This window comes from Citrobacter sp. RHBSTW-00859 (assembly GCF_013729795.1).
GTDB lineage: Bacteria > Pseudomonadota > Gammaproteobacteria > Enterobacterales > Enterobacteriaceae > Citrobacter > Citrobacter braakii.
In genome coordinates this window covers 5,095,832-5,121,122 of sequence record NZ_CP056284.1, presented here as the reverse complement: position 1 = coordinate 5,121,122, position 25,291 = coordinate 5,095,832, and the positions used below count along the sequence as shown (strand labels likewise).

At 52.8% G+C, this 25,291-nt stretch carries 17 protein-coding genes, 3 tRNA genes and 3 rRNA genes; 16 read left to right on the top strand and 7 right to left on the bottom strand.

Annotated features, from left to right (window positions below; all coding sequences use genetic code 11):
* Nucleotides 1-2 precede the first annotated feature (2 nt).
* A complete protein-coding gene (rbsR, locus tag HV302_RS25740; protein WP_016155093.1) occupies nt 3-995 on the top strand; it encodes a ribose operon transcriptional repressor RbsR in 993 nt (330 codons plus the stop codon).
* Here rbsR and mdtD read toward each other — a convergent pair.
* Together mdtD and HV302_RS25730 are read right to left on the bottom strand one after the other, a co-directional pair.
* The gene (mdtD, locus tag HV302_RS25735; RefSeq protein ID WP_016157827.1) at nt 961-2,388 is read right to left on the bottom strand and encodes a multidrug transporter subunit MdtD; all 1,428 of its coding nucleotides are present in this window, start codon (nt 2,386-2,388) and stop codon (nt 961-963) included. The two genes, rbsR and mdtD, sit on opposite strands and share 35 nt — an antisense overlap.
* A 1-nt stretch (nt 2,389) precedes the next feature.
* Nucleotides 2,390-3,094, bottom strand: a complete 705-nt coding sequence (locus HV302_RS25730; RefSeq protein WP_016155095.1) for a FadR/GntR family transcriptional regulator — start codon at nt 3,092-3,094, stop codon at nt 2,390-2,392.
* Between the two features lie 477 nt (nt 3,095-3,571).
* Here HV302_RS25730 and HV302_RS25725 point away from each other — a divergent pair.
* The 6 genes from HV302_RS25725 to HV302_RS25700 all read left to right on the top strand — a co-directional run bounded on the left by HV302_RS25725 (nt 3,572) and on the right by HV302_RS25700 (nt 8,871).
* Nucleotides 3,572-5,113 (top strand): 16S ribosomal RNA (locus tag HV302_RS25725).
* 85 nt (nt 5,114-5,198) lie between these two features.
* A tRNA-Glu gene (locus HV302_RS25720) sits at nt 5,199-5,274 on the top strand.
* A 220-nt stretch (nt 5,275-5,494) separates the two neighbouring features.
* Nucleotides 5,495-8,401: ribosomal RNA gene (locus HV302_RS25715) — 23S ribosomal RNA — on the top strand.
* Nucleotides 8,402-8,495: 94 nt separating this feature from the next.
* A 5S ribosomal RNA gene (gene rrf, locus HV302_RS25710) occupies nt 8,496-8,611 on the top strand.
* The 16S, 23S and 5S rRNA genes sit together here with 3 tRNA genes alongside, the layout of an rRNA operon.
* Before the next feature lie 55 nt (nt 8,612-8,666).
* Nucleotides 8,667-8,743, top strand: a tRNA-Asp gene (locus HV302_RS25705).
* A gap of 52 nt (nt 8,744-8,795) precedes the next feature.
* Nucleotides 8,796-8,871 (top strand) — tRNA-Trp (locus tag HV302_RS25700).
* 99 nt (nt 8,872-8,970) lie between these two features.
* Here the strand turns inward: HV302_RS25700 and hdfR are convergent.
* Nucleotides 8,971-9,816 (bottom strand): HTH-type transcriptional regulator HdfR, encoded by an 846-nt coding sequence (hdfR, locus tag HV302_RS25695; protein WP_085951100.1) that lies wholly within the window; start codon nt 9,814-9,816, stop codon nt 8,971-8,973.
* Between the two features lie 106 nt (nt 9,817-9,922).
* On the opposite strand from hdfR, the gene maoP reads away from it, so the two are divergent.
* The gene (maoP, locus tag HV302_RS25690; protein WP_003018025.1) at nt 9,923-10,261 is read left to right on the top strand and encodes a macrodomain Ori organization protein MaoP; all 339 of its coding nucleotides are present in this window, start codon (nt 9,923-9,925) and stop codon (nt 10,259-10,261) included.
* Between the two features lie 25 nt (nt 10,262-10,286).
* On the opposite strand, the gene HV302_RS25685 is transcribed toward maoP, so the two are convergent.
* Entirely contained in the window at nt 10,287-11,807 is a 1,521-nt protein-coding gene (locus HV302_RS25685; RefSeq protein WP_181626751.1) for a YifB family Mg chelatase-like AAA ATPase, read from the bottom strand.
* Nucleotides 11,808-12,160: 353 nt separating this feature from the next.
* On the opposite strand from HV302_RS25685, the gene ilvL reads away from it, so the two are divergent.
* From ilvL to ilvA, 6 genes are all read left to right on the top strand, one after another.
* On the top strand, nt 12,161-12,259 hold the full coding sequence (gene ilvL / locus HV302_RS25680; protein WP_001311244.1) for an ilv operon leader peptide: 99 nt from the start codon (nt 12,161-12,163) through the stop codon (nt 12,257-12,259).
* A 139-nt stretch (nt 12,260-12,398) separates the two neighbouring features.
* The gene (gene ilvG, locus HV302_RS25675; RefSeq protein ID WP_016157831.1) at nt 12,399-14,045 is read left to right on the top strand and encodes an acetolactate synthase 2 catalytic subunit; all 1,647 of its coding nucleotides are present in this window, start codon (nt 12,399-12,401) and stop codon (nt 14,043-14,045) included.
* The gene (gene ilvM, locus HV302_RS25670; protein WP_003018017.1) at nt 14,042-14,305 is read left to right on the top strand and encodes an acetolactate synthase 2 small subunit; all 264 of its coding nucleotides are present in this window, start codon (nt 14,042-14,044) and stop codon (nt 14,303-14,305) included. The genes ilvG and ilvM overlap by 4 nt, the downstream gene beginning before the upstream one ends.
* 17 nt (nt 14,306-14,322) lie before the next feature.
* Nucleotides 14,323-15,252, top strand: coding sequence for a branched-chain amino acid transaminase (locus tag HV302_RS25665; protein ID WP_003829030.1), 930 nt, complete (start codon nt 14,323-14,325; stop codon nt 15,250-15,252).
* A gap of 156 nt (nt 15,253-15,408) precedes the next feature.
* A complete protein-coding gene (ilvD, locus tag HV302_RS25660; protein ID WP_016157832.1) occupies nt 15,409-17,259 on the top strand; it encodes a dihydroxy-acid dehydratase in 1,851 nt (616 codons plus the stop codon).
* 5 nt (nt 17,260-17,264) lie between these two features.
* Entirely contained in the window at nt 17,265-18,809 is a 1,545-nt protein-coding gene (gene ilvA, locus HV302_RS25655; protein ID WP_181626750.1) for a threonine ammonia-lyase, biosynthetic, read from the top strand.
* A 63-nt stretch (nt 18,810-18,872) separates the two neighbouring features.
* On the opposite strand, the gene fabV is transcribed toward ilvA, so the two are convergent.
* Both fabV and ilvY read right to left on the bottom strand, forming a co-directional pair.
* The gene (fabV, locus tag HV302_RS25650; RefSeq protein WP_016155101.1) at nt 18,873-20,066 is read right to left on the bottom strand and encodes an enoyl-ACP reductase FabV; all 1,194 of its coding nucleotides are present in this window, start codon (nt 20,064-20,066) and stop codon (nt 18,873-18,875) included.
* A gap of 175 nt (nt 20,067-20,241) precedes the next feature.
* Entirely contained in the window at nt 20,242-21,144 is a 903-nt protein-coding gene (gene ilvY / locus HV302_RS25645; RefSeq protein WP_016155102.1) for an HTH-type transcriptional activator IlvY, read from the bottom strand.
* Between the two features lie 152 nt (nt 21,145-21,296).
* Here ilvY and ilvC point away from each other — a divergent pair, with 152 nt between their 5' ends.
* On the top strand, nt 21,297-22,772 hold the full coding sequence (gene ilvC, locus HV302_RS25640; RefSeq protein WP_016157835.1) for a ketol-acid reductoisomerase: 1,476 nt from the start codon (nt 21,297-21,299) through the stop codon (nt 22,770-22,772).
* A gap of 53 nt (nt 22,773-22,825) precedes the next feature.
* Here ilvC and ppiC read toward each other — a convergent pair whose 3' ends face one another.
* Nucleotides 22,826-23,107, bottom strand: a complete 282-nt coding sequence (ppiC, locus tag HV302_RS25635) for a peptidylprolyl isomerase PpiC (protein WP_016155104.1) — start codon at nt 23,105-23,107, stop codon at nt 22,826-22,828.
* Nucleotides 23,108-23,252: 145 nt separating this feature from the next.
* Here ppiC and rep point away from each other — a divergent pair, with 145 nt between their 5' ends.
* Nucleotides 23,253-25,274, top strand: coding sequence for a DNA helicase Rep (gene rep / locus HV302_RS25630; RefSeq protein ID WP_046274877.1), 2,022 nt, complete (start codon nt 23,253-23,255; stop codon nt 25,272-25,274).
* The last annotated feature ends 17 nt before the right edge of the window (nt 25,275-25,291 follow it).

The window sequence follows — 25,291 nt, the reverse complement described above, 5'->3', positions numbered from 1 at the left end:
GCTTGGCTACAATGAAGGACGTCGCCCGCCTGGCGGGGGTTTCCACGTCGACGGTTTCTCACGTCATTAATAAAGATCGCTTTGTCAGTGAGTCTGTCACTGACAAAGTTGAAGCGGCGATTAAAGAGCTTAACTACGCGCCCTCAGCGCTGGCGCGTAGTCTCAAGTTAAACCAGACCCACACTATTGGCATGTTAATCACTGCCAGTACCAACCCCTTTTATTCTGAGCTGGTGCGCGGCGTTGAACGTAGTTGTTTTGAACGCGGCTACAGCCTGGTGCTGTGCAACACTGAAGGTGATGAACAGCGCATGAACCGTAATCTGGAAACGTTAATGCAAAAACGGGTGGACGGCTTGCTGCTGCTCTGCACGGAAACACATCAACCTTCCAGGGAGATCATGCAACGCTATCCTTCTATACCGACCGTCATGATGGACTGGTCGCCTTTTGATGGTGAAAGCGATCTGATCCAGGATAACTCCCTGTTGGGCGGGGATTTAGCCACTCAACATCTTATCGAAAAAGGTTTTACGCGCATTGCCTGCATCACCGGGCCGCTGGATAAAACTCCGGCGCGTTTGCGTCTGGAAGGATATCGGGCGGCAATGAAGCGGGCGGGGTTGCCGGTCCCGGAAGGTTACGAGATTACCGGTGACTTTGAGTTCGGCGGCGGCTTTGAAGCTATGCAAACGTTGCTGTCGCATAAACAGCGACCGCAGGCCGTTTTTACCGGCAATGATGCCATGGCGGTTGGCGCGTATCAGGCTCTGTACCAATCGGGATTGCGCATTCCGCAGGATATGGCGGTGGTGGGTTATGATGATATCGAGCTGGCGCGCTATATGACGCCGCCGCTGACGACCATCCATCAACCAAAAGATGAACTGGGCGAACTGGCCATCGATGTATTAATCCACCGGATGGCGCAGCCCGCATTACAGCAACAGCGCCTGCAACTTACTCCTGTTTTGATGGAGCGGGGGTCGGTTTAGGATTATGTCGCTCTTTAATCAGATTACGTCCATCTTTTGCTTTTAGCAGCATGAACATCAGCGCAGACACTACCGTGATAGCGCCCATCGTCATAAAGGTGTAGTGGAACTGCTCGACCGTATTGGTTCCTTCCATACCTTCATAGATACGCAGAACGGCAGCGCTGATGGCGACCCCTAAACTGATTGATAACTGCTGAGTAACGGCCAGCACACTGTTGCCGCTGCTGGCGTTTTCATCGGTCAGGTCCGCCAGAGTGATGGTATTCATGGAGGTAAACTGGGTGGACATCGCCATACCCAAAATGAACAACGGCAGGATCAACATCCAGACCGGCATGGCGGGAGATTGCAATGCGAACTGCGCAATCATCAGGCCGATAAATACCGTAACACCCACCAGTGTGGTTCTGTAGCCGAGCCGGCGCAGCACCTGCGTCACCATTGATTTCGCCAGTATTGATCCCAGCGCCGTTGGCGCCATCATGCAACCGGCTATCAGCGCCGGGTATCCAAAGCCTACCTGCAACATCAGCGGCATTAAGAAGGGCACGCACCCTGTACCCAGACGAGTGGCAAGGTTTCCGGCGATCCCGACGGAAAAAGTTCGGGTCTTAAATATAGGAAGCGATATTAGCGGCGTTGGGTGACGACGCGCGTGGCGAATGTAGGCGAGCAGTAACAGAATGCTGGCAAGAATAATGCTGAGTGCTATCCAGGTCTCGACAAGCTTCTCACCGAACAGCTCTACCCCGCTGGAAAACAACACCAGGCTCAAACCAAACAGAAAGAAACCGGTCATATCAAAACCGCGGCGCGGCGTGGTGAAGTTCGGCATATATTTGCGGGCATAGAATATACCGGCAACCCCAATTGGAATATTAATCAGGAAGATCCAGTGCCAACTGGCCCACGTGACCAGTACACCGCCCAATACTGGACCTAAAATCGGCCCCACAAGTCCAGGCATGGTTACGAAGTTAAGCACCGGAAGCAGTTCGCTGCGGGGGTAAGCACGTAATAATGCCAGACGGGCAACGGGCATCATCATAGCGCCGCCAATGCCCTGAATGATGCGGAAAATCACCAGTTCGCTTAGGGAGCTGGACAGCGCACAGGCCAGCGAACCCAGCGTAAACAGGCTAACAGCTATCATAAAGACGCGCCGGGTACCGAACCTGTCTGCCAGCCATCCACTCACCGGGATCAGCATCGCGACCGTCAGTGTGTAACTGATAATGGCCGACTGCATGGCGAGCGGAGAGCGGTTAAGGCTGTGTGCTATTGCGGGTAAGGCGGTATTGAGGATCGTGGCGTCTAGTGCCTGCATAAAAAAGGCCATGGCTGCTATCCACGGTAGCCCGGCCATACTGCGTGATTTCTTTTCTGACATATTATTTATCCGGTAGCACGTTCGGTGCTATCAGCAATGCCTGACAGGCAGCGAAGGCGCGATCGCCATCGCTCTCATCTATTGCGTCGACAATGGCCTGGTGTAAATCCAGCTTGACCACGTCGTTATAGGTAATAGAGGTAAAGTAGGTCTGGTAAACGGAATGGAAGAGTGACGCGAAGGAGATAAGGAACGGGTTCGCACTCATTTCATAGATGTGTTCATGCCAGGCGATATCAACCTCAATCCAACGCTCGCGTCTGAAGTTTCTTTTCAGCTCGACCATTTCTTCCATCAGCGTGTTGAGATGCGCTTTCTGTTCTGCCGTACCTATAGTCGCCGCCAGTAAACACGCCTGAGGCTCCAGGCTGATACGCATCACCAGAAAATGTTTAATGACCTGAGAGAAATTATCTTCTGTCATCCACCAGGTGAGCAGCTCCTGGTCGAGGAAGTTCCAGTTTGCCTGCGGCATGACGCGTGTACCAATACGCGGGCGCGGTAATACCATACCTTTTGCCGTTAACGTCTTTACCGCTTCTCTTACCGCGGTACGACTTACGCCAAACAGATCGCCCAGCTCTATTTCGCCAGGCAATATAGCGCCCGGTGCGTATTCACCTTTTAATATTCGCTGAGCCAGCTTTTCGGCCAGAACGTAGGACAGGTTTTTCTGTGCGGCTAGCTGTTGGGCATTTAACGGCATGAATGGTTTTCCTTACTTTATTTCCTATTCATTAGTATGCCACCTGGAAGTGTTATTGCGGCTGCAAAAACGGCAATTTGCTTATTTTATGGCATGTTAATGGTGGTTTTGCTGAAAAAACACGCACTCGGAAAGTTATTTTAAATTTCCCCTTGTCAGCCTGAAATAACTCCCTATAATGCGCCTCCACTGACACGGAACAACGGATTACACGCCGCCGGGTCAGCGGGGTTCCACTGAGAATCTTGCGGAGAAAAGCAAAAATAAATGCTTGACTCTGAATGAGGAAAACGTAATATACGGGACCTCGCGACAGAGCGCTAAAGCGCGTCGCAACTGCTCTTTAACAATTTATCAGACAATCTGTGTGGGCACTCGAAGATACGGATTCTTAACGTCGCAAGACGAAAAATGAATACCAAGTCTCTGAGTGAACACGTAATTCATTACGAAGTTTAATTCACGAGCATCAAACTTAAATTGAAGAGTTTGATCATGGCTCAGATTGAACGCTGGCGGCAGGCCTAACACATGCAAGTCGAACGGTAGCACAGAGGAGCTTGCTCCTTGGGTGACGAGTGGCGGACGGGTGAGTAATGTCTGGGAAACTGCCCGATGGAGGGGGATAACTACTGGAAACGGTAGCTAATACCGCATAACGTCGCAAGACCAAAGAGGGGGACCTTCGGGCCTCTTGCCATCGGATGTGCCCAGATGGGATTAGCTAGTAGGTGGGGTAACGGCTCACCTAGGCGACGATCCCTAGCTGGTCTGAGAGGATGACCAGCCACACTGGAACTGAGACACGGTCCAGACTCCTACGGGAGGCAGCAGTGGGGAATATTGCACAATGGGCGCAAGCCTGATGCAGCCATGCCGCGTGTATGAAGAAGGCCTTCGGGTTGTAAAGTACTTTCAGCGAGGAGGAAGGTGTTGTGGTTAATAACCGCAGCAATTGACGTTACTCGCAGAAGAAGCACCGGCTAACTCCGTGCCAGCAGCCGCGGTAATACGGAGGGTGCAAGCGTTAATCGGAATTACTGGGCGTAAAGCGCACGCAGGCGGTCTGTCAAGTCGGATGTGAAATCCCCGGGCTCAACCTGGGAACTGCATCCGAAACTGGCAGGCTAGAGTCTTGTAGAGGGGGGTAGAATTCCAGGTGTAGCGGTGAAATGCGTAGAGATCTGGAGGAATACCGGTGGCGAAGGCGGCCCCCTGGACAAAGACTGACGCTCAGGTGCGAAAGCGTGGGGAGCAAACAGGATTAGATACCCTGGTAGTCCACGCCGTAAACGATGTCGACTTGGAGGTTGTGCCCTTGAGGCGTGGCTTCCGGAGCTAACGCGTTAAGTCGACCGCCTGGGGAGTACGGCCGCAAGGTTAAAACTCAAATGAATTGACGGGGGCCCGCACAAGCGGTGGAGCATGTGGTTTAATTCGATGCAACGCGAAGAACCTTACCTACTCTTGACATCCAGAGAACTTAGCAGAGATGCTTTGGTGCCTTCGGGAACTCTGAGACAGGTGCTGCATGGCTGTCGTCAGCTCGTGTTGTGAAATGTTGGGTTAAGTCCCGCAACGAGCGCAACCCTTATCCTTTGTTGCCAGCGATTCGGTCGGGAACTCAAAGGAGACTGCCAGTGATAAACTGGAGGAAGGTGGGGATGACGTCAAGTCATCATGGCCCTTACGAGTAGGGCTACACACGTGCTACAATGGCATATACAAAGAGAAGCGACCTCGCGAGAGCAAGCGGACCTCATAAAGTATGTCGTAGTCCGGATTGGAGTCTGCAACTCGACTCCATGAAGTCGGAATCGCTAGTAATCGTGGATCAGAATGCCACGGTGAATACGTTCCCGGGCCTTGTACACACCGCCCGTCACACCATGGGAGTGGGTTGCAAAAGAAGTAGGTAGCTTAACCTTCGGGAGGGCGCTTACCACTTTGTGATTCATGACTGGGGTGAAGTCGTAACAAGGTAACCGTAGGGGAACCTGCGGTTGGATCACCTCCTTACCTTAAAGAACCGACCTTTGTAGTGCTCACACAGATTGTCTGATGAAAAGTAAATAGCAAGGCGTCTTGCGATTGAGACTTCAGTGTCCCCTTCGTCTAGAGGCCCAGGACACCGCCCTTTCACGGCGGTAACAGGGGTTCGAATCCCCTAGGGGACGCCACTTGCTGGTATGTGTGAGTGAAAGTCGCCGACCGAAGTATCTCAAAACAGACTTTCGAGTCTCGTTTGAGATATTTGCTCTTTAAAAATCTGGATCAAGCTGAAAATTGAAACGACACACTGTTTCATTTCTCCGTAAACAAGAAATGAAAAGCGGTGTGTCCGAGTCTCTCAAATTTTCGCAATACTGAAGTGTTTTACGAAACATCTTCGGGTTGTGAGGTTAAGCGACTAAGCGTACACGGTGGATGCCCTGGCAGTCAGAGGCGATGAAGGACGTGCTAATCTGCGATAAGCGTCGGTAAGGTGATATGAACCGTTATAACCGGCGATTTCCGAATGGGGAAACCCAGTGTGATTCGTCACACTATCATTACGTGAATACATAGCGTAATGAAGCGAACCGGGGGAACTGAAACATCTAAGTACCCCGAGGAAAAGAAATCAACCGAGATTCCCCCAGTAGCGGCGAGCGAACGGGGAGCAGCCCAGAGTCTGAATCAGCATGTGTGGTAGTGGAACGGTCTGGAAAGTCCGACGGTACAGGGTGATAGTCCCGTACACAAAAGTGCATGTGTTGTGAACTCGAAGAGTAGGGCGGGACACGTGGTATCCTGTCTGAATATGGGGGGACCATCCTCCAAGGCTAAATACTCCTGACTGACCGATAGTGAACCAGTACCGTGAGGGAAAGGCGAAAAGAACCCCGGCGAGGGGAGTGAAAAAGAACCTGAAACCGTGTACGTACAAGCAGTGGGAGCCTCTTTATGGGGTGACTGCGTACCTTTTGTATAATGGGTCAGCGACTTATATTCTGTAGCAAGGTTAACCGAATAGGGGAGCCGAAGGGAAACCGAGTCTTAACTGGGCGTTAAGTTGCAGGGTATAGACCCGAAACCCGGTGATCTAGCCATGGGCAGGTTGAAGGTTGGGTAACACTAACTGGAGGACCGAACCGACTAATGTTGAAAAATTAGCGGATGACTTGTGGCTGGGGGTGAAAGGCCAATCAAACCGGGAGATAGCTGGTTCTCCCCGAAAGCTATTTAGGTAGCGCCTCGTGAATTCATCTTCGGGGGTAGAGCACTGTTTCGGCTAGGGGGTCATCCCGACTTACCAACCCGATGCAAACTGCGAATACCGAAGAATGTTATCACGGGAGACACACGGCGGGTGCTAACGTCCGTCGTGAAGAGGGAAACAACCCAGACCGCCAGCTAAGGTCCCAAAGTCATGGTTAAGTGGGAAACGATGTGGGAAGGCACAGACAGCCAGGATGTTGGCTTAGAAGCAGCCATCATTTAAAGAAAGCGTAATAGCTCACTGGTCGAGTCGGCCTGCGCGGAAGATGTAACGGGGCTAAACCATGCACCGAAGCTGCGGCAGCGACACTATGTGTTGTTGGGTAGGGGAGCGTTCTGTAAGCCGTTGAAGGTGGCCTGTGAGGGTTGCTGGAGGTATCAGAAGTGCGAATGCTGACATAAGTAACGATAATGCGGGTGAAAAACCCGCACGCCGGAAGACCAAGGGTTCCTGTCCAACGTTAATCGGGGCAGGGTGAGTCGACCCCTAAGGCGAGGCCGAAAGGCGTAGTCGATGGGAAACAGGTTAATATTCCTGTACTTGGTGTTACTGCGAAGGGGGGACGGAGAAGGCTATGTTAGCCGGGCGACGGTTGTCCCGGTTTAAGCATGTAGGCGGAGATTCCAGGTAAATCCGGAGTCTTGTTAACGCTGAGGTGTGATGACGAGGCACTACGGTGCTGAAGTAACAAATGCCCTGCTTCCAGGAAAAGCCTCTAAGCATCAGGTAACACGAAATCGTACCCCAAACCGACACAGGTGGTCAGGTAGAGAATACCAAGGCGCTTGAGAGAACTCGGGTGAAGGAACTAGGCAAAATGGTGCCGTAACTTCGGGAGAAGGCACGCTGATATGTAGGTGAAGTGATTTACTCATGGAGCTGAAATCAGTCGAAGATACCAGCTGGCTGCAACTGTTTATTAAAAACACAGCACTGTGCAAACACGAAAGTGGACGTATACGGTGTGACGCCTGCCCGGTGCCGGAAGGTTAATTGATGGGGTTATCCGTAAGGAGAAGCTCTTGATCGAAGCCCCGGTAAACGGCGGCCGTAACTATAACGGTCCTAAGGTAGCGAAATTCCTTGTCGGGTAAGTTCCGACCTGCACGAATGGCGTAATGATGGCCAGGCTGTCTCCACCCGAGACTCAGTGAAATTGAACTCGCTGTGAAGATGCAGTGTACCCGCGGCAAGACGGAAAGACCCCGTGAACCTTTACTATAGCTTGACACTGAACACTGGTCCTTGATGTGTAGGATAGGTGGGAGGCTTTGAAGTGTGGACGCCAGTCTGCATGGAGCCAACCTTGAAATACCACCCTTTAATGGCTGGTGTTCTAACGTAGACCCGTGATCCGGGTTGCGGACAGTGTCTGGTGGGTAGTTTGACTGGGGCGGTCTCCTCCTAAAGAGTAACGGAGGAGCACGAAGGTTAGCTAATCCTGGTCGGACATCAGGAGGTTAGTGCAAAGGCATAAGCTAGCTTGACTGCGAGAGTGACGGCTCGAGCAGGTGCGAAAGCAGGTCTTAGTGATCCGGTGGTTCTGAATGGAAGGGCCATCGCTCAACGGATAAAAGGTACTCCGGGGATAACAGGCTGATACCGCCCAAGAGTTCATATCGACGGCGGTGTTTGGCACCTCGATGTCGGCTCATCACATCCTGGGGCTGAAGTAGGTCCCAAGGGTATGGCTGTTCGCCATTTAAAGTGGTACGCGAGCTGGGTTTAGAACGTCGTGAGACAGTTCGGTCCCTATCTGCCGTGGGCGCTGGAGAATTGAGGGGGGCTGCTCCTAGTACGAGAGGACCGGAGTGGACGCATCACTGGTGTTCGGGTTGTCATGCCAATGGCATTGCCCGGTAGCTAAATGCGGAAGAGATAAGTGCTGAAAGCATCTAAGCACGAAACTTGCCCCGAGATGAGTTCTCCCTGACCCTTTAAGGGTCCTGAAGGAACGTTGAAGACGACGACGTTGATAGGTCGGGTGTGTAAGCGTAGCGATACGTTGAGCTAACCGATACTAATGAACCGTGAGGCTTAACCTTACAACGCCGAAGGTGTTTTGGCGAAGAGACACGAAATTCAGCTTGATTACAGATGACATCGACATGCGAAAAGCGTGTTGATAAACAGAATTTGCCTGGCGGCTGTAGCGCGGTGGTCCCACCTGACCCCATGCCGAACTCAGAAGTGAAACGCCGTAGCGCCGATGGTAGTGTGGGGTCTCCCCATGCGAGAGTAGGGAACTGCCAGGCATCAAATTGCAGTAAACCGGGATGAATAATCCGGGTAGTGACAAAGAAATTCGGTGGAGCGGTAGTTCAGTTGGTTAGAATACCTGCCTGTCACGCAGGGGGTCGCGGGTTCGAGTCCCGTCCGTTCCGCCACTTATTAGAAAGTTAAGCCTGCTACCAAGCAGGCTTAATGATAAGAAAATTTAGGGGCGTAGCTCAGTTGGTAGAGCACCGGTCTCCAAAACCGGGTGTCGCGAGTTCGAGTCTCTCCGCCCCTGCCAGAAACAATCCTTAGCATTTTTGCTAAGGATTTTTTTTACCTGCAATTTGAATTATGCCTTCCTGCTGTTTTACTCCCGGCATCCTTGCCTATATTTTCTTTAATTTTCCAGAATATTTGTTCTCAGCAGATCGCAAATTAGTCCATTTTTATCGCTGTTTTGCAGCCAAACTGCATATAAAGGACGTGAAAGCGTTGTACTGTCGGTAACCGTATGGAGATCGCTTTTGGTTTTGGCCCAGTTGACGGGAAGCCAGCTAAAGCCCTTAATCACTGAAAGTTGCTGCCTGGCCAATTCTGCCGAACTGGTGGTGAGTACCGGCACTTCATCTCCCGCTATTAGTCCCGCTTCGTGTTGTTGAAAATCGGGTCCCCATTCCAGGCGTAAATAATTCAGCTCATCTTTGGTTTGCGACGGAGAGCTGCAATAGAGCGCCAGCGTGAAATATCCCAACAGTTGGCTGCTAAATTCGTCCATTTTGGGTGTTTCGGTAGTAATCAGTAGATCAAGCTGTCGTTCATGAAGCTGTTTTACTAACGACTGGCGCTGAGCGATCCTCGCTTCAAACTGCAGGCTGGATTGTGGCTCCTGAGATTGATACAAACGCCTCAACCAGTCATTAAGCATGCACTCCCAGAGAGATGCGCTGGCACCGATAGAAAACTCGTTATGCCGCGAGGTATTCGCGACTTCCTTACGTGCTGCCTGCCACGTATTCATCAACGTTTCGGCGTAAGGCAATAATTTTTCACCTGCAGCGGTTAAACGGATATTGTTTCTGTGTCGGGTGAACAGGTTTACACCCAATTGATTTTCCAGTTGTCTGATCCGGAAACTAACCGCTGATTGGGTCAGGTAGAGCGCTTCAGCAGCCCTGCCAAAGTGGCGTGTCCGGCTAACTTCCAGGAAAGTTTTTAACAATTCCGTATCCACAACTCGCTCCATAAAATTATTTGTCGTTATGATTTAAATCTTTTGTTTGACGCTCTGTCAAGCGTAACTAATACTCCGCGCCATAAATAGCTCGGCCAAAGAATTAGGAGCGTGCAGGATGGCGGAAAGCTTTACGACGACTAATCGATATTTCGATAATAAATATTATCCCCGCGGATTCTCCCGTCATGGTGATTTCACCATTAAAGAAGCACAACTGCTTGAGCGTCACGGTTATGCTTTCAACGAGCTGGATCTGGGCAAGCGTGAGCCGGTAACTGAAGAAGAAAAACTGTTTGTTGCGGTATGCCGTGGTGAACGTGAGCCGGTTACCGAAGCTGAACGTGTGTGGTCTAAATACATGACGCGTATTAAGCGTCCAAAACGCTTCCACACCTTATCGGGTGGGAAACCTCAGGTGGAAGGCGCAGAAGACTACACCGAATCAGATGATTAATAAAAAAAGGGCGAAAGCCCTTTTTTTATGTCAGTAGTTTCTGCAGATGAATGAGTAACCTGTCTATCGCTCGGTACCCAACGGCCTCCTGTAAATGCTGGCGAGAGATGTGATCACATTGTTCGATATCCGCAATCGTTCGAGCGACCTTAATCAGGCGCAGCCAGGCGCGGATAGACAATCCGAGATGCGCGAGCGTTTCTTCAAGCCACTGTGCATCGTCGCTACGCAGTAGGCAGTATTTATGAATATCCTGACTGTCCAGATGTGCGTTTAACTTATTTTGCCGCTGATACTGACGCTCTCGCGCTGCCATAACACGTTGCTTCACCGTTGCGCTATTTTCCCCTTTCATCGCGCTCTGGCTGAGTATACCGGGCGGCGGTAAGGGAATTTCGAGGGAGAGGTCGAAGCGGTCAAGAAATGGACCTGACAATCGATTTAGGTAGCGCAGCGTCTGTTCTGGGGTACAGCGGTTATGGTTCCCCTGATAATGGCCCGTCGGGCTTGGATTCATCGCAGCTATGAGTTGAAAGCGTGCGGGATAGGTTATTTTTGCTCTGGTGCGGGATAGATGGATCTGCCCGGACTCGATGGGTTCGCGCAGTGCATCCAGCGTGCGCCGCTCAAACTCGGGTAGTTCATCCAGAAACAGTATGCCGTTGTGCGCTAAAGAGATCTCTCCTGGCGCAGGAATAGAGCCTCCACCGACCATGGCGGTTAATGAAGCACTGTGATGTGGCGAGCGAAAAGGGCGTTGCTTCCACTGTTTTTTTATCGTGTCGGAATGGATCAGACTGAGTATCGCGGCACTTTCCAGCGCTTCATCGTTGCTAAGTGGAGGGAGCAGCCCTCTGAGTCGACTGGCTAGCATAGTCTTTCCCGTACCCGGCGGGCCGATGAGCAAGAGATTGTGGCCGCCTGCTGCGGTAAGCTCCAGCCCGCGTTTACCCTGTTCCTGGCCGATAACATCGCTCAGATCATCAGCTAATGCGTTAGGCGTAAAATCTGCGGATGATGGCCTGTCTAAATCATGCTTACCTTCGAGAAATGCGCATACGGTCTGCAGGTGATCGGCGATCAGGCACCCTTCGCCGTGTATCAGTCCAACTTCAGCGGCATTCTCTTTTGCGACAATAATTCGCCTGCCTGCACGAATGGCCTCGGTTGCGCTTGATATCGCGCCGGGAACGCCGCGTAGCGCGCCTGTAAGCGCTAATTCACCTACCAGCTCGTAGGTGTCGAGATTGTGGGGTGTAAGCTGCTCAGAAGCGGCCAGAAGCGCAACAGCGATAGGTAAATCATATCGCCCCCCTTCTTTCGGGAGATCGGCCGGAGCGAGGTTTATAGTTATTTTCTTTGCCGGGAATTCATAACCGCTATTAATAATCGCACTGCGTACCCGATCGCGAGCCTCTTTCACCGTCGTTTCGGGCAGCCCCACCATGGTTAAACCAGGCAGGCCGTTGCTGATATGTACCTCGATGGTAATGGCTGGCGCATTCACGCCTAGCGCGGCGCGTGTGTGAACAATCGATAGTGACATAATTCCTCCTGATAAAAGTATTATGTCGCAATACATCGCGGCAAGATTTCACATAATTACGGTTTTTAGATGCTGATTCCCGTATTTTTGCGCAACGTATAATTGCTTGCATTAAGCCTGGAATGACGCCCGCAAATGCTTTTGAATGGTGTTTGTATTGGGGATCGGGTTACCGAGGATCGCCTGAAGCGTGAAATATTTTCATTTTTGATTTTTTTGTATAAAAAACAACGGTATTTATCTAAACCGTTAACGACGTCAGAAAAACGAATAAAAAAATATCTTGTGTCATTTGCAAATTCTATGGTAACTCTTTAGGTATTCCTTCGAACAAGATGCAAGAAAATACAAAAATGACAGCCCTTCTACGAGTGATTAGCCTGGTCGTGATTAGCGTGGTGGTGATTATTATCCCACCGTGCGGGGCTGCACTTGGACGAGGAAAGGCTTAGAAAACAAGCCTTAACGAACTAAGACCCCCGCACCGAAAGGTCCGGGGGTTTTTTTTGACCTTAAAAACATACACGAGGAGCAGAAAGTGAACGGCAGCATAAAATTCTGTTTCTCAAGATTTACGGCGGGGATGTAACTATGAATGGGGCACAGTGGGTGGTACATGCGTTGCGTGCACAAGGGGTTCAAACCGTCTTTGGTTATCCTGGTGGCGCAATTATGCCAGTTTACGATGCGTTGTATGACGGCGGCGTAGAGCACCTGTTGTGCCGACATGAGCAGGGTGCGGCAATGGCGGCGATTGGATATGCCCGTGCGACCGGTAAAACCGGCGTTTGTATCGCTACTTCCGGCCCTGGCGCAACTAACCTGATCACGGGCCTTGCCGATGCGCTGTTAGATTCTGTTCCAGTAGTGGCGATCACCGGTCAGGTGGCATCACCTTTCATCGGAACGGATGCGTTCCAGGAAGTGGACGTGCTGGGGATGTCTCTGTCCTGCACCAAACACAGCTTCCTGGTACAGTCACTCGAAGAGTTGCCGCGTATCATGGCTGAGGCTTTCGCCGTGGCGAATTCCGGTCGTCCGGGTCCGGTTCTGGTTGATATCCCGAAAGACATCCAATTAGCCAGCGGTACGCTGGAGCCATATTTTACGACCGTCGAAAACGTAGAGACGTTTCCGCACGCAGACGTTGAGCAGGCACGTAAAATGCTGGCGCAGGCGCAAAAGCCCATCCTGTACGTAGGTGGTGGCGTAGGTATGGCGCAGGCGGTCCCGGCCCTGCGTGAATTTATCGCGATAACCCAAATGCCGGTCGCCTGCACGCTGAAAGGTCTGGGCGCAGTAGATGCTGACTACCCGTACTATTTGGGCATGTTGGGAATGCACGGTACTAAAGCCGCGAATTTCGCGGTGCAAGAGTGCGATTTACTGATTGCGGTTGGCGCACGTTTTGATGACCGGGTGACTGGCAAGCTGAATACCTTCGCACCGAACGCCAGCGTAATCCACATGGACATCGATCCAGCGGAAATGAACAAACTGCGCCAGGCCCACGTGGCGCTGCAGGGGGATTTAAATTCTCTGCTGCCAGCATTACAGCAATTGATGAAGATTGACGAATGGCGTCAGCACAGCGCTGAACTGCGCGCAGAACATACCTGGCGCTACGACCATCCGGGGGAAGCTATCTATGCGCCACTGTTGTTAAAGCAGTTATCCGATCGCAAACCTGCGGATAGCGTAGTGACAACGGATGTTGGCCAGCATCAGATGTGGTCGGCACAGCATATGACCTACACTCGCCCTGAAAACTTCATCACGTCGAGCGGTCTGGGGACGATGGGCTTTGGCCTGCCAGCAGCGGTTGGCGCGCAGGTTGCTCGCCCGAATGATACGGTAATCTGTATCTCCGGTGACGGTTCCTTCATGATGAATGTACAGGAATTGGGCACCGTAAAACGCAAGCAGTTGCCGCTGAAGATAGTTTTACTCGACAACCAGCGGTTAGGCATGGTGCGACAATGGCAGCAGCTGTTTTTCCAGGAACGTTATAGCGAAACCACCCTTACCGATAACCCCGATTTCCTCATGTTGGCCAGAGCCTTCGGCATTCCTGGTCAACACATCACCCGTAAAGACCAGGTTGAAGCGGCACTCGACACCATGCTGAACAGCGAGGGGCCATACTTGCTTCATGTCTCAATCGACGAACTTGAGAATGTCTGGCCTCTGGTGCCACCTGGCGCCAGTAACTCAGAAATGCTGGAGAAATTATCATGATGCAACATCAGGTCGCCGTTGAGGCTCGTTTCAATCCGGAAACGTTAGAACGTGTTTTACGCGTGGTACGCCATCGTGGTTTTCAGGTGTGCTCCATGAATATGGAAGCCGCCAGCGATGCGCAGAATATAAATATCGAATTGACCGTTGCCAGTCCCCGGTCGGTCGACTTACTGTTTAGTCAGTTAAGTAAACTGGTAGATGTTGCACATGTTGCTATCTGCCAGAGCACAACCACATCACAACAAATCCGCGCCTGAGCGCAAAAGGAAGAAAAATGACGACGAAAAAAGCTGATTACATTTGGTCTAATGGCGAGATGATTCGTTGGGAAGACGCGAAGGTCCACGTGATGTCCCACGCGCTGCACTACGGTACTTCTGTATTTGAAGGGATCCGTTGCTACGATTCTCACAAAGGGCCGGTAGTGTTCCGTCATCGCGAACATATGCAGCGTCTGCGTGATTCAGCCAAGATCTATCGTTTTCCCGTTTCTCAGAGCGTTGATGAGCTGATGGAAGCTTGCCGTGAGGTGATTCGTAAAAACAACCTGACCAGCGCCTATATCCGTCCGCTGGTGTTTGTTGGCGACGTAGGGATGGGCGTTAACCCGCCTGCGGGATACACCACTGATGTGATAATCGCCGCGTTCCCATGGGGGGCTTACCTCGGTGCTGAAGCGCTGGAGCAGGGGATCGACGCGATGGTTTCTTCCTGGAACCGCGTTGCGCCGAACACGATTCCTACCGCTGCTAAAGCAGGTGGTAACTACCTGTCTTCGCTGCTGGTGGGTAGTGAAGCGCGTCGTCATGGCTACCAGGAAGGCATTGCGCTGGATGTGAATGGCTACATCTCCGAAGGCGCGGGCGAAAACCTGTTTGAAGTAAAAGACGGCATTCTGTTTACCCCGCCATTTACCTCTTCCGCGCTGCCGGGTATCACCCGTGACGCGATCATTAAGCTGGCGAAAGATCTCGATATCGAAGTGCGTGAGCAGGTGCTGTCTCGTGAATCGCTGTACCTGGCCGACGAAGTGTTCATGTCCGGTACCGCGGCCGAAATCACCCCAGTACGCAGCGTCGATGGTATTCAGGTGGGCGAAGGCCGCTGCGGTCCGGTCACCAAACGCATCCAGCAGGCCTTCTTTGGCCTCTTCACCGGTGAAACGGAAGATAAATACGGCTGGTTGGATTCAGTAAACCAATAACAAAATTAATATTTCCCCAAAATAGTTCACGTTGCAGGAAGATGGCAACGCAGCGAGCCCCAGGAGCTTACTTTAGTAGGTGACTGGGGGGAGCGAGGCAGCCCTCAGCAGCGGCGTGAAATATGCAGGGGAAAGACAGACGGGAGTTAATCAAGCATGCCTAAGTATCGTTCTGCTACCACCACCCACGGCCGCAATATGGCGGGTGCCCGCGCACTGTGGCGCGCCACCGGGATGACCGATGATGACTTCGGTAAACCGATTATCGCTGTGGTGAACTCCTTTACCCAGTTTGTGCCGGGCCACGTCCACCTGCGCGATCTCGGTAAGCTGGTTGCCGAACAAATCGAAGCCTCAGGCGGCGTGGCGAAAGAGTTCAACACCATCGCCGTGGATGATGGTATCGCCATGGGTCATGGCGGCATGCTTTATTCACTGCCGTCGCGTGAGCTGATCGCCGATTCAGTGGAATATATGGTTAACGCCCACTGCGCCGATGCGATGGTCTGCATCTCTAACTGCGATAAAATCACCCCCGGGATGTTAATGGCCTCTCTGCGGCTGAATATTCCGGTGATCTTTGTTTCCGGCGGCCCAATGGAAGCCGGGAAAACCAAGCTCTCTGACCAAATCATCAAGCTTGATCTGGTTGATGCGATGATTCAGGGGGCAGACCCGAAAGTCTCCGACTCGCAGAGCGAGCAGGTTGAACGTTCGGCCTGTCCGACCTGCGGCTCGTGCTCCGGGATGTTCACCGCCAACTCGATGAACTGTCTGACCGAAGCGCTGGGTTTGTCGCAGCCGGGTAACGGTTCGCTGTTGGCGACTCATGCCGACCGTAAAGAGCTGTTCCTCAACGCAGGTAAACGCATCGTTGAGCTGACCAAACGCTACTACGAGCAGGATGACGCTTCAGCCCTGCCGCGCAACATTGCCAGCAAGGCGGCGTTTGAGAACGCCATGACGCTGGATATCGCGATGGGCGGCTCCACCAACACCGTTCTGCACCTGCTGGCGGCCGCGCAGGAAGCGGAAATCGACTTCACCATGAGTGATATTGATAAGTTGTCCCGCAAAGTCCCGCAACTGTGTAAAGTTGCGCCGAGTACGCAGAAATACCATATGGAAGACGTGCACCGCGCGGGCGGCGTACTGGGCATTTTAGGTGAGCTGGATCGCGCCGGGCTACTGAACCGCGACGTGAAAAACGTGCTGGGGCTGACTCTGCCGCAAACGCTCGATAGTTATGACGTTATGCTGACCAAAGACGACGCGGTGAAAAAAATGTTCCGCGCAGGTCCGGCTGGCATCCGTACCACCCAGGCGTTCTCGCAGGATTGTCGTTGGGACACCCTAGATGATGACCGCGCAGAAGGTTGCATTCGCTCGTTGGAACATGCTTACAGCAAAGACGGCGGCCTGGCAGTCCTGTACGGTAACTTCGCGGAAAACGGCTGTATCGTAAAAACCGCTGGTGTGGATGACAGCATCCTGAAATTCACCGGCCCGGCAAAAGTGTATGAAAGCCAGGACGATGCGGTTGAAGCTATCCTCGGCGGTAAAGTGGTTGCCGGCGACGTGGTGGTGATTCGCTACGAAGGGCCGAAGGGCGGGCCAGGCATGCAGGAAATGCTCTACCCAACCACCTTCCTGAAATCGATGGGTCTCGGTAAGGCCTGCGCGCTGATTACCGACGGTCGCTTCTCTGGCGGTACTTCGGGGCTTTCCATTGGTCACGTTTCTCCTGAAGCGGCCAGCGGCGGTAATATCGCAATTATCGAAGATGGCGACATGATTGCTATCGATATCCCGAATCGTGGCATTCAACTGCAACTGAGCGATGCGGAAATCGCTGCGCGCCGTGAAGCGCAAGAAGCTCGTGGTGACAAAGCCTGGACGCCAAAAGATCGTCAGCGTCAGGTCTCCTTTGCGCTGCGCGCTTACGCCAGCCTGGCAACCAGCGCCGACAAAGGTGCGGTGCGCGATAAGTCGAAACTAGGGGGATAATGACCATGGCGGATTCTCAACCCCTCTCCGGCGCTCCAGAAGGCGCCGAGTATCTCAGAGCAGTGCTGCGTGCGCCGGTATACGAAGCGGCGCAGGTCACACCGCTACAAAAAATGGAAAAACTCTCTTCGCGCCTCGATAACGTGATCTTGGTGAAGCGCGAAGACCGTCAACCCGTTCACAGCTTCAAGCTGCGCGGTGCCTATGCCATGATGGCCGGTCTGACCGAAGAGCAAAAAGCGCATGGCGTAATCACCGCATCGGCGGGTAATCATGCTCAGGGTGTAGCTTTCTCTTCTGCGCGATTAGGCGTGAAGGCGCTGATTGTCATGCCTACGGCTACCGCCGATATCAAAGTCGATGCCGTTCGCGGTTTCGGTGGTGAAGTACTGCTACACGGCGCGAATTTTGATGAAGCCAAAGCCAAAGCGATTGAGCTGTCGCAGCAGCAGGGTTTTACCTGGGTTCCTCCGTTCGACCATCCGATGGTGATTGCCGGGCAGGGTACGCTGGCACTGGAGTTATTGCAGCAGGATGCCCACCTTGATCGTGTATTCGTGCCGGTGGGCGGTGGCGGATTAGCGGCAGGTGTGGCGGTGCTGATCAAACAGTTGATGCCGCAGATCAAAGTGATTGCCGTTGAAGCTGAAGACTCAGCCTGCCTGAAAGCGGCGCTGGATGCCGGTCAACCGGTCGATCTTCCGCGTGTTGGCCTCTTTGCTGAAGGCGTGGCGGTGAAACGTATCGGCGACGAAACCTTCCGTTTGTGCCAGGAGTATCTCGACGACATCATCACTGTCGATAGCGACGCTATCTGCGCGGCAATGAAAGATCTGTTCGAGGATGTGCGCGCGGTGGCGGAACCTTCCGGTGCGCTGGCGCTGGCGGGGATGAAAAAGTACATTGCCCAGCACAACATTCGCGGCGAACGTCTGGCGCATATCCTTTCCGGCGCTAACGTTAACTTCCATGGCCTACGTTATGTTTCCGAACGTTGCGAGCTGGGCGAACAGCGCGAAGCGTTGCTGGCAGTAACTATTCCGGAAGAAAAGGGCAGCTTCCTGAAGTTTTGCCAGCTGTTGGGAGGACGCTCGGTTACCGAGTTTAACTACCGATTTGCTGATGCGAAAGACGCCTGTATTTTTGTTGGCGTCCGTCTGAGCCGTGGGCTGGAAGAGCGTAAGGAAATCCTCCAGTTGCTTAACGAGGGTAGCTACAGCGTAGTGGATTTGTCCGACGACGAAATGGCGAAGTTGCACGTGCGCTACATGGTCGGTGGGCGCCCGTCGAAACCCTTGCAGGAGCGGCTGTACAGCTTCGAATTCCCGGAATCTCCGGGGGCGTTGCTCAAATTCCTGCATACCTTGGGGACGCACTGGAATATTTCGTTGTTCCACTACCGTAGTCACGGAACCGATTATGGTCGCGTACTGGCGGCGTTTGAGTTGGGTGAGCACGAGCCTGATTTCGAAACGCGACTGAACGAACTGGGTTATGACTGTCATGATGAAACGCATAACCCGGCGTTCAGGTTCTTCCTGGCGGGTTAGCGGCAGCCATTAAAAAAGGGTTCATGTAAAAACATGAACCCTTTTTGCAACTGTATCAGCAGATTACAGCGTGATGACTTCGAATTCGACTTCGGTGTTTACATCCGCATCGTAATCCACTTCGTCGAGACCAAAACCGAACAGATTCAGGAATTCCTGCTTATATCCTGCATAGTCCGTTTTTTGCGCCAGGTTTTCGGTGGTGATCAGCGGCCACAGATCGCGGCATGCCTGCTGAATGTCTTCACGCAGTTCCCAGTCATCCATACGGATACGCTGGTTGTCATCAAGCGCCACTTTATCGCCGTACAGGCTGGTGGTCATCAGACGGTTGATCTGCTCGATGCAGCCTTCATGAATGCCCTGTTCTTTCATCAGCTTGAAGACCATGGATATGTACAGCGGCATCACCGGAATAGCAGAAGAGGCCTGCGTGATAACGGATTTCAGTACAGCAACGTTAGCGGAACCGTTCAGCGGAGCCAGTTGATTACGCAGCGCGCCTGCCGCGCGGTCGAGATCTTCTTTTGCTTTGCCCAGCGCGCCGTGCCAGTAGATTGGCCAGGTCAGGTCGGTACCGATGTAGGAGTAGGCAACGGTTTTCACGCCGTCAGCCAGCACGCCTGCTTCGCTCAGCGCGCCCATCCACAGTTCCCAGTCTTCGCCGCCCATAACGGTGACGGTGTTCTGAACTTCTTCTTCGGTTGCCGGCTCAATGCTGGCGGTTATGATCTGATCTTTGTTGGTATCGATCGCTTTAGAGGTATAAACCTCACCGATTGGCTTCAGCGCAGAACGGACGATTTCACCGGTTTTCGGCATTTTACGTACCGGAGATGCCAGTGAGTAAACCACCAGGTCAATCTGACCCAGGTCTTCTTTGATCAGTTTGATAACTTCGTCGCGACACTCGTCGGAGAACGCGTCGCCGTTGATACTTTTGGAATACAGACCTTCACGTTTTGCGGCCTCATCGAAGGCTGCAGAGTTATACCAGCCCGCGGAACCTGGCTTGGTTTCCGTGCCTGGTTTTTCGAAAAATACGCCGATAGTGGCGGCTCCGCTGCCAAACGCGGCGGAAATTCTGGAAGCAAGGCCGTAACCGGTGGAAGCACCGATGACCAGCACGCGGGAAGGGCCGTTAGCGATTTTCCCGTTTTTCTTCACATAATCGATCTGTTTTTCCACATTGACTTTGCAGCCAGTCGGATGGGTCGTTGTACAGATGAATCCACGAATTTTTGGTTTGATTATCATAATGATGGCTAATTAAGTTTGTATTTTCGCTGTCAAGTGCGCAATGACACCGTCTGTTCTGGCTTGCTAAACGTGATGGTTAACAAGCCCCCCACATCTATTATGGCACGGGACATTATACAGAAAAGGAGCGCCAATACTGAATCTACCACTGATTTTAGGCCTGACGCTGGCGCTACTCGGCGGATTTACGCTCCAGAACAATCTTCCAGAACGCGTCTATGAGCGGCTCATGCAGCCGTTTTTTCGGCGCGCAGACACCCAGCTCGAACGGTGTTTTTTCGTCGCTGCGTTCTAAAATCATCACGCGATTCCGTACCGGCTCCGGGCTATTTTCCAGCACCACTTCCGGCAGCAGAGCCACGCCGCAGCCCAGCGCCACCATCGAGACCATCGCTTCGTGCCCCCCGACCGTGGCGTAAATCGATGGGTTGCTGATTTTGTGACGGCGGAACCACAACTCGATGCGGCGGCGTACCGGCCCCTGGTCGGCCATGATAAACGGCACCGTCGACCAGTCCGGCTTATCGACCGAAACCTGATTCCGTACCGGGCAAGGCAATGCTGGTGCGATCAACACTACCGTTAAATTCTCCAGCATCGAGAATGCTACTGCGCCGGGCAGCGTCTCCGGCTTACCCGCTATTGCCAGATCGGCCTCTCCGGTGACCACTTTGTCCATTGCGTCAGCGGCATCGCCGGTGGTGAGCTTAATTTCAACCGAGGGGTGCTCGGCGCGAAAGCGGTCGAGAATTGGCGGCAGGTGGCTGTAGGCGGCGGTAACCGAGCAGAAGATATGCAGCTCACCCGACAGCGACGGTCCCTGTTGATCGAGGGTGTGGCGCAATTGTTGATACTGCAACAGCGTCTGCTGGGCAAACACTCGCAGCTCTTCGCCTGCTTCGGTCAGCGTGACAGTACGGTTATCGCGCACAAACAGCGCCTGGCCGAGATCTTCTTCCAGCCGTTGGATCTGGCGTGAGAGTGTGGAGGGGCTGACGTGCATTGCCCGCGCACTGCGGCCAAAGTGGCGGCTTTCCGCCAGATGCAGGAACATTTTCAGATCGCGTAAATCCACGGACGAGCCTCCGATTTTCTACGTTGCAGATATTGCAATGTGATGTTGTGAATATATCAATTTCCGCAATAAATTTCCTGTTGTAATGTGGGTTCATTCTCGCTGAAACGCGAACCGAACAATAAGACAGTACAACATCACGAGGTATCACCATGGCTAACTACTTTAATACACTGAACCTGCGCCAGCAGCTGGCGCAGCTGGGCAAATGTCGCTTTATGGGGCGCGACGAATTCGCCGATGGCGCAAGCTACCTTCAGGGTAAAAAAGTGGTCATCGTCGGGTGCGGTGCTCAGGGGCTGAACCAAGGCCTGAACATGCGCGACTCCGGTCTGGATATCTCCTACGCCCTGCGTAAAGAAGCGATTGCTGAGAAGCGCGCTTCGTGGCGCAAAGCGACCGAAAATGGCTTCAAAGTAGGTACTTATGAAGAACTGATCCCGCAGGCAGATCTGGTGGTTAACCTGACCCCGGACAAACAGCACTCCGACGTTGTACGTTCCGTACAGCCGCTGATGAAAGATGGCGCGGCGCTGGGCTACTCCCACGGTTTCAACATCGTCGAAGTGGGCGAGCAGATCCGTAAAGATATCACTGTGGTGATGGTTGCGCCGAAGTGTCCGGGTACCGAAGTGCGTGAAGAGTACAAACGTGGTTTTGGTGTTCCAACCCTGATCGCCGTTCACCCGGAAAACGATCCGAAAGGCGAAGGCATGGCGATTGCCAAAGCATGGGCTGCGGCCACTGGCGGTCACCGTGCAGGCGTGCTGGAATCGTCCTTCGTTGCGGAAGTGAAATCTGACCTGATGGGCGAGCAGACAATTCTGTGCGGTATGCTGCAGGCAGGCTCTCTGCTGTGCTTCGACAAGCTGGTGGAAGAAGGTACTGACCCGGCTTACGCCGAAAAACTGATTCAGTTCGGCTGGGAAACCATCACCGAAGCGCTGAAGCAGGGCGGTATCACCCTGATGATGGATCGTCTGTCTAACCCAGCGAAACTGCGTGCTTATGCGCTGTCCGAACAGCTGAAAGAGATCATGGCGCCGCTGTTCCAGAAACACATGGATGACATCATCTCCGGCGAATTCTCTTCAGGCATGATGGCTGACTGGGCCAACGACGATAAGAAACTGCTGACCTGGCGTGAAGAGACCGGCAAAACCGCGTTCGAAACCGCGCCGCAGTTTGAAGGAAAAATTGGCGAGCAGGAGTACTTCGATAAAGGCGTGCTGATGATCGCGATGGTGAAGGCTGGCGTTGAGCTGGCGTTTGAAACCATGGTGGATTCCGGCATCATCGAAGAGTCTGCTTACTACGAATCACTGCACGAGCTGCCGCTGATCGCGAACACCATCGCCCGTAAGCGTCTGTACGAAATGAACGTAGTCATTTCCGATACCGCAGAATACGGTAACTACCTGTTCTCTTACGCGTGCGTACCGCTGCTGAAAGAGTTCATGACCACCCTGCAAACCGGAGATCTGGGCAAAGCGATTGCCGAAGGTGCGGTAGACAACGCGCAGCTGCGCGACGTAAACGATGCTATTCGCGGCCATGCTATCGAGAAAGTTGGCCAGAAACTGCGTGGCTATATGACGGATATGAAACGTATTGCTGTAGCTGGCTAAGAGGCTGCCATTCGGCAAAAAAAGCCCGGTGTTTGAACACACCGGGCTTTCTATTAGTTACGGTACAGCACTTTAATGATGTGATAACCGAACTGAGTGTGCAGTGGGCCGGTTGGCTCCAGCACCGGGCAGGAGAACACCACTTTATCAAACGCCGGAACCATCTGGCCCTGGCGGAATTCGCCTAAATCGCCGCCGCGTTTGCCCGACGGGCAGATAGAGTGTTTCTTCGCCAGTTTACCAAAATCGGCGCCATTTTTGATTTGTTCCAGAAGATCGAGAGCCAGTTTCTCTTCTTTAACAAGGATATGCACTGCTGATGCTGTTTTTGCCATGGTTTGCGCTCTGAGTTGAGTGATAAATCAGGGCGCAATAGTAGCATGTAATCCGTGGTCTTCGGCGATGGGCTATGACCGATCCCCCTGGCGTCACTTTCTGCTACAATCCACATCCCCGTGTTTACAGATTGAGCAATCCTCTATGCGTTTGAACCCCGGACAACAACAAGCCGTCGAATTCGTCACCGGACCTTGCCTGGTGCTGGCGGGAGCGGGTTCCGGTAAGACGCGTGTTATCACTAACAAAATCGCACATCTGATCCGTGAATGTGGCTATCAGGCACGACATATTGCGGCAGTAACCTTTACCAATAAGGCTGCGCGCGAGATGAAAGAGCGTGTGGCGCAAACGTTGGGTCGTAAAGAAGCGCGCGGGTTGATGATCTCTACTTTCCACACTCTGGGACTGGATGTCATTAAGCGTGAATACGCCGCGCTAGGGATGAAGTCGAACTTCTCGTTATTTGATGATACTGACCAGGTGGCCCTGCTTAAGGAATTGACCGAAGGGCTAATTGAAGACGATAAACTTATCCTTCAACAGTTGATTTCAACGATCTCCAACTGGAAAAACGATCTGATGACCCCAGCGCAGGCGGCAGCCAGTGCAAAGGGTGAACGCGATCGTATTTTTGCCCACTGCTATGGTCTGTATGACGCGCATATGAAGGCGTGTAACGTCCTCGATTTTGACGATCTGATCCTGCTCCCCACGCTGCTGTTGCAGCGCAATGAAGAGGTGCGCGAGCGCTGGCAGAACAAAATCCGCTACCTGCTGGTGGATGAATATCAGGATACCAACACCAGCCAGTACGAGTTGGTGAAGTTGCTGGTGGGGAAACGCGCGCGCTTTACCGTCGTGGGTGATGACGATCAGTCGATCTACTCCTGGCGCGGTGCACGTCCGCAGAACCTGGTACTGTTAAGCAAAGATTTTCCGGCGCTGCAGGTGGTGAAGCTGGAGCAAAACTATCGTTCATCAGGGCGTATCCTGAAGGCGGCGAACATCCTTATTGCTAACAACCCACACGTCTTTGAAAAACGGCTCTTTTCTGAGCTGGGCTACGGCGCTGAGCTGAAGGTTTTGAGTGCGAATAATGAAGAGCACGAAGCAGAACGCGTGACCGGGGAACTGATTGCCCATCACTTTGTGAACAAGACGCAGTATAAAGACTACGCCATCCTGTATCGCGGTAATCATCAGTCGCGAGTGTTCGAAAAATTTCTTATGCAGAACCGCATCCCGTACAAAATTTCCGGCGGGACGTCGTTCTTCTCACGTCCGGAGATTAAAGATTTGCTGGCCTATCTGCGCGTGCTCAGCAACCCGGATGATGACAGTGCATTTTTGCGCATCGTAAATACGCCAAAGCGTGAAATCGGTCCGGCCACGCTGCAAAAGTTGGGGGAATGGGCGATGACGCGTAATAAAAGCCTGTTTACCGCCAGCTTTGATATGGGACTTAGCCAGACGCTAACCGGGCGTGGATATGATTCTCTGACCCGCTTTACGCACTGGCTGGGTGACATTCAACGTCTGGCGGAGCGCGAGCCGGTTGCCGCCGTACGCGATCTGATCCACGGCATTGATTACGAATCCTGGCTGTATGAAACCTCGCCGAGCCCGAAAGCGGCCGAAATGCGTATGAAAAACGTCAACACGCTGTTCAGCTGGATGACGGAGATGCTGGAAGGTAGTGAGCTGGAAGAGCCAATGACCCTGACTCAGGTCGTTACCCGCTTTACCCTGCGCGACATGATGGAGCGCGGAGAGAGCGAAGAAGAGTTGGATCAGGTGCAGTTGATGACGCTGCATGCTTCAAAAGGACTGGAGTTCCCGTACGTATTTATGGTGGGAATGGAAGAAGGATTTTTGCCGCACCAGAGCAGCATCGATGAAGATAACATCGACGAAGAGCGTCGTCTGGCTTACGTCGGGATTACGCGTGCGCAGAAAGAACTTATCTTCACGCTGTGTAAAGAGCGCCGCCAGTACGGTGAACTGGTTCGACCGGAACCGAGCCGTTTCCTGTTGGAACTACCACAAGATGACGTTATCTGGGAACAGGAACGTAAAGTGGTGAGTGCCGAGGAGCGGATGCAAAAAGGGCAGGCCAGCATTGCTAACATTCGGGCAATGATGGCGAAAGCCAAAGAGAAATAGGTATTTTGTAGGCCGGA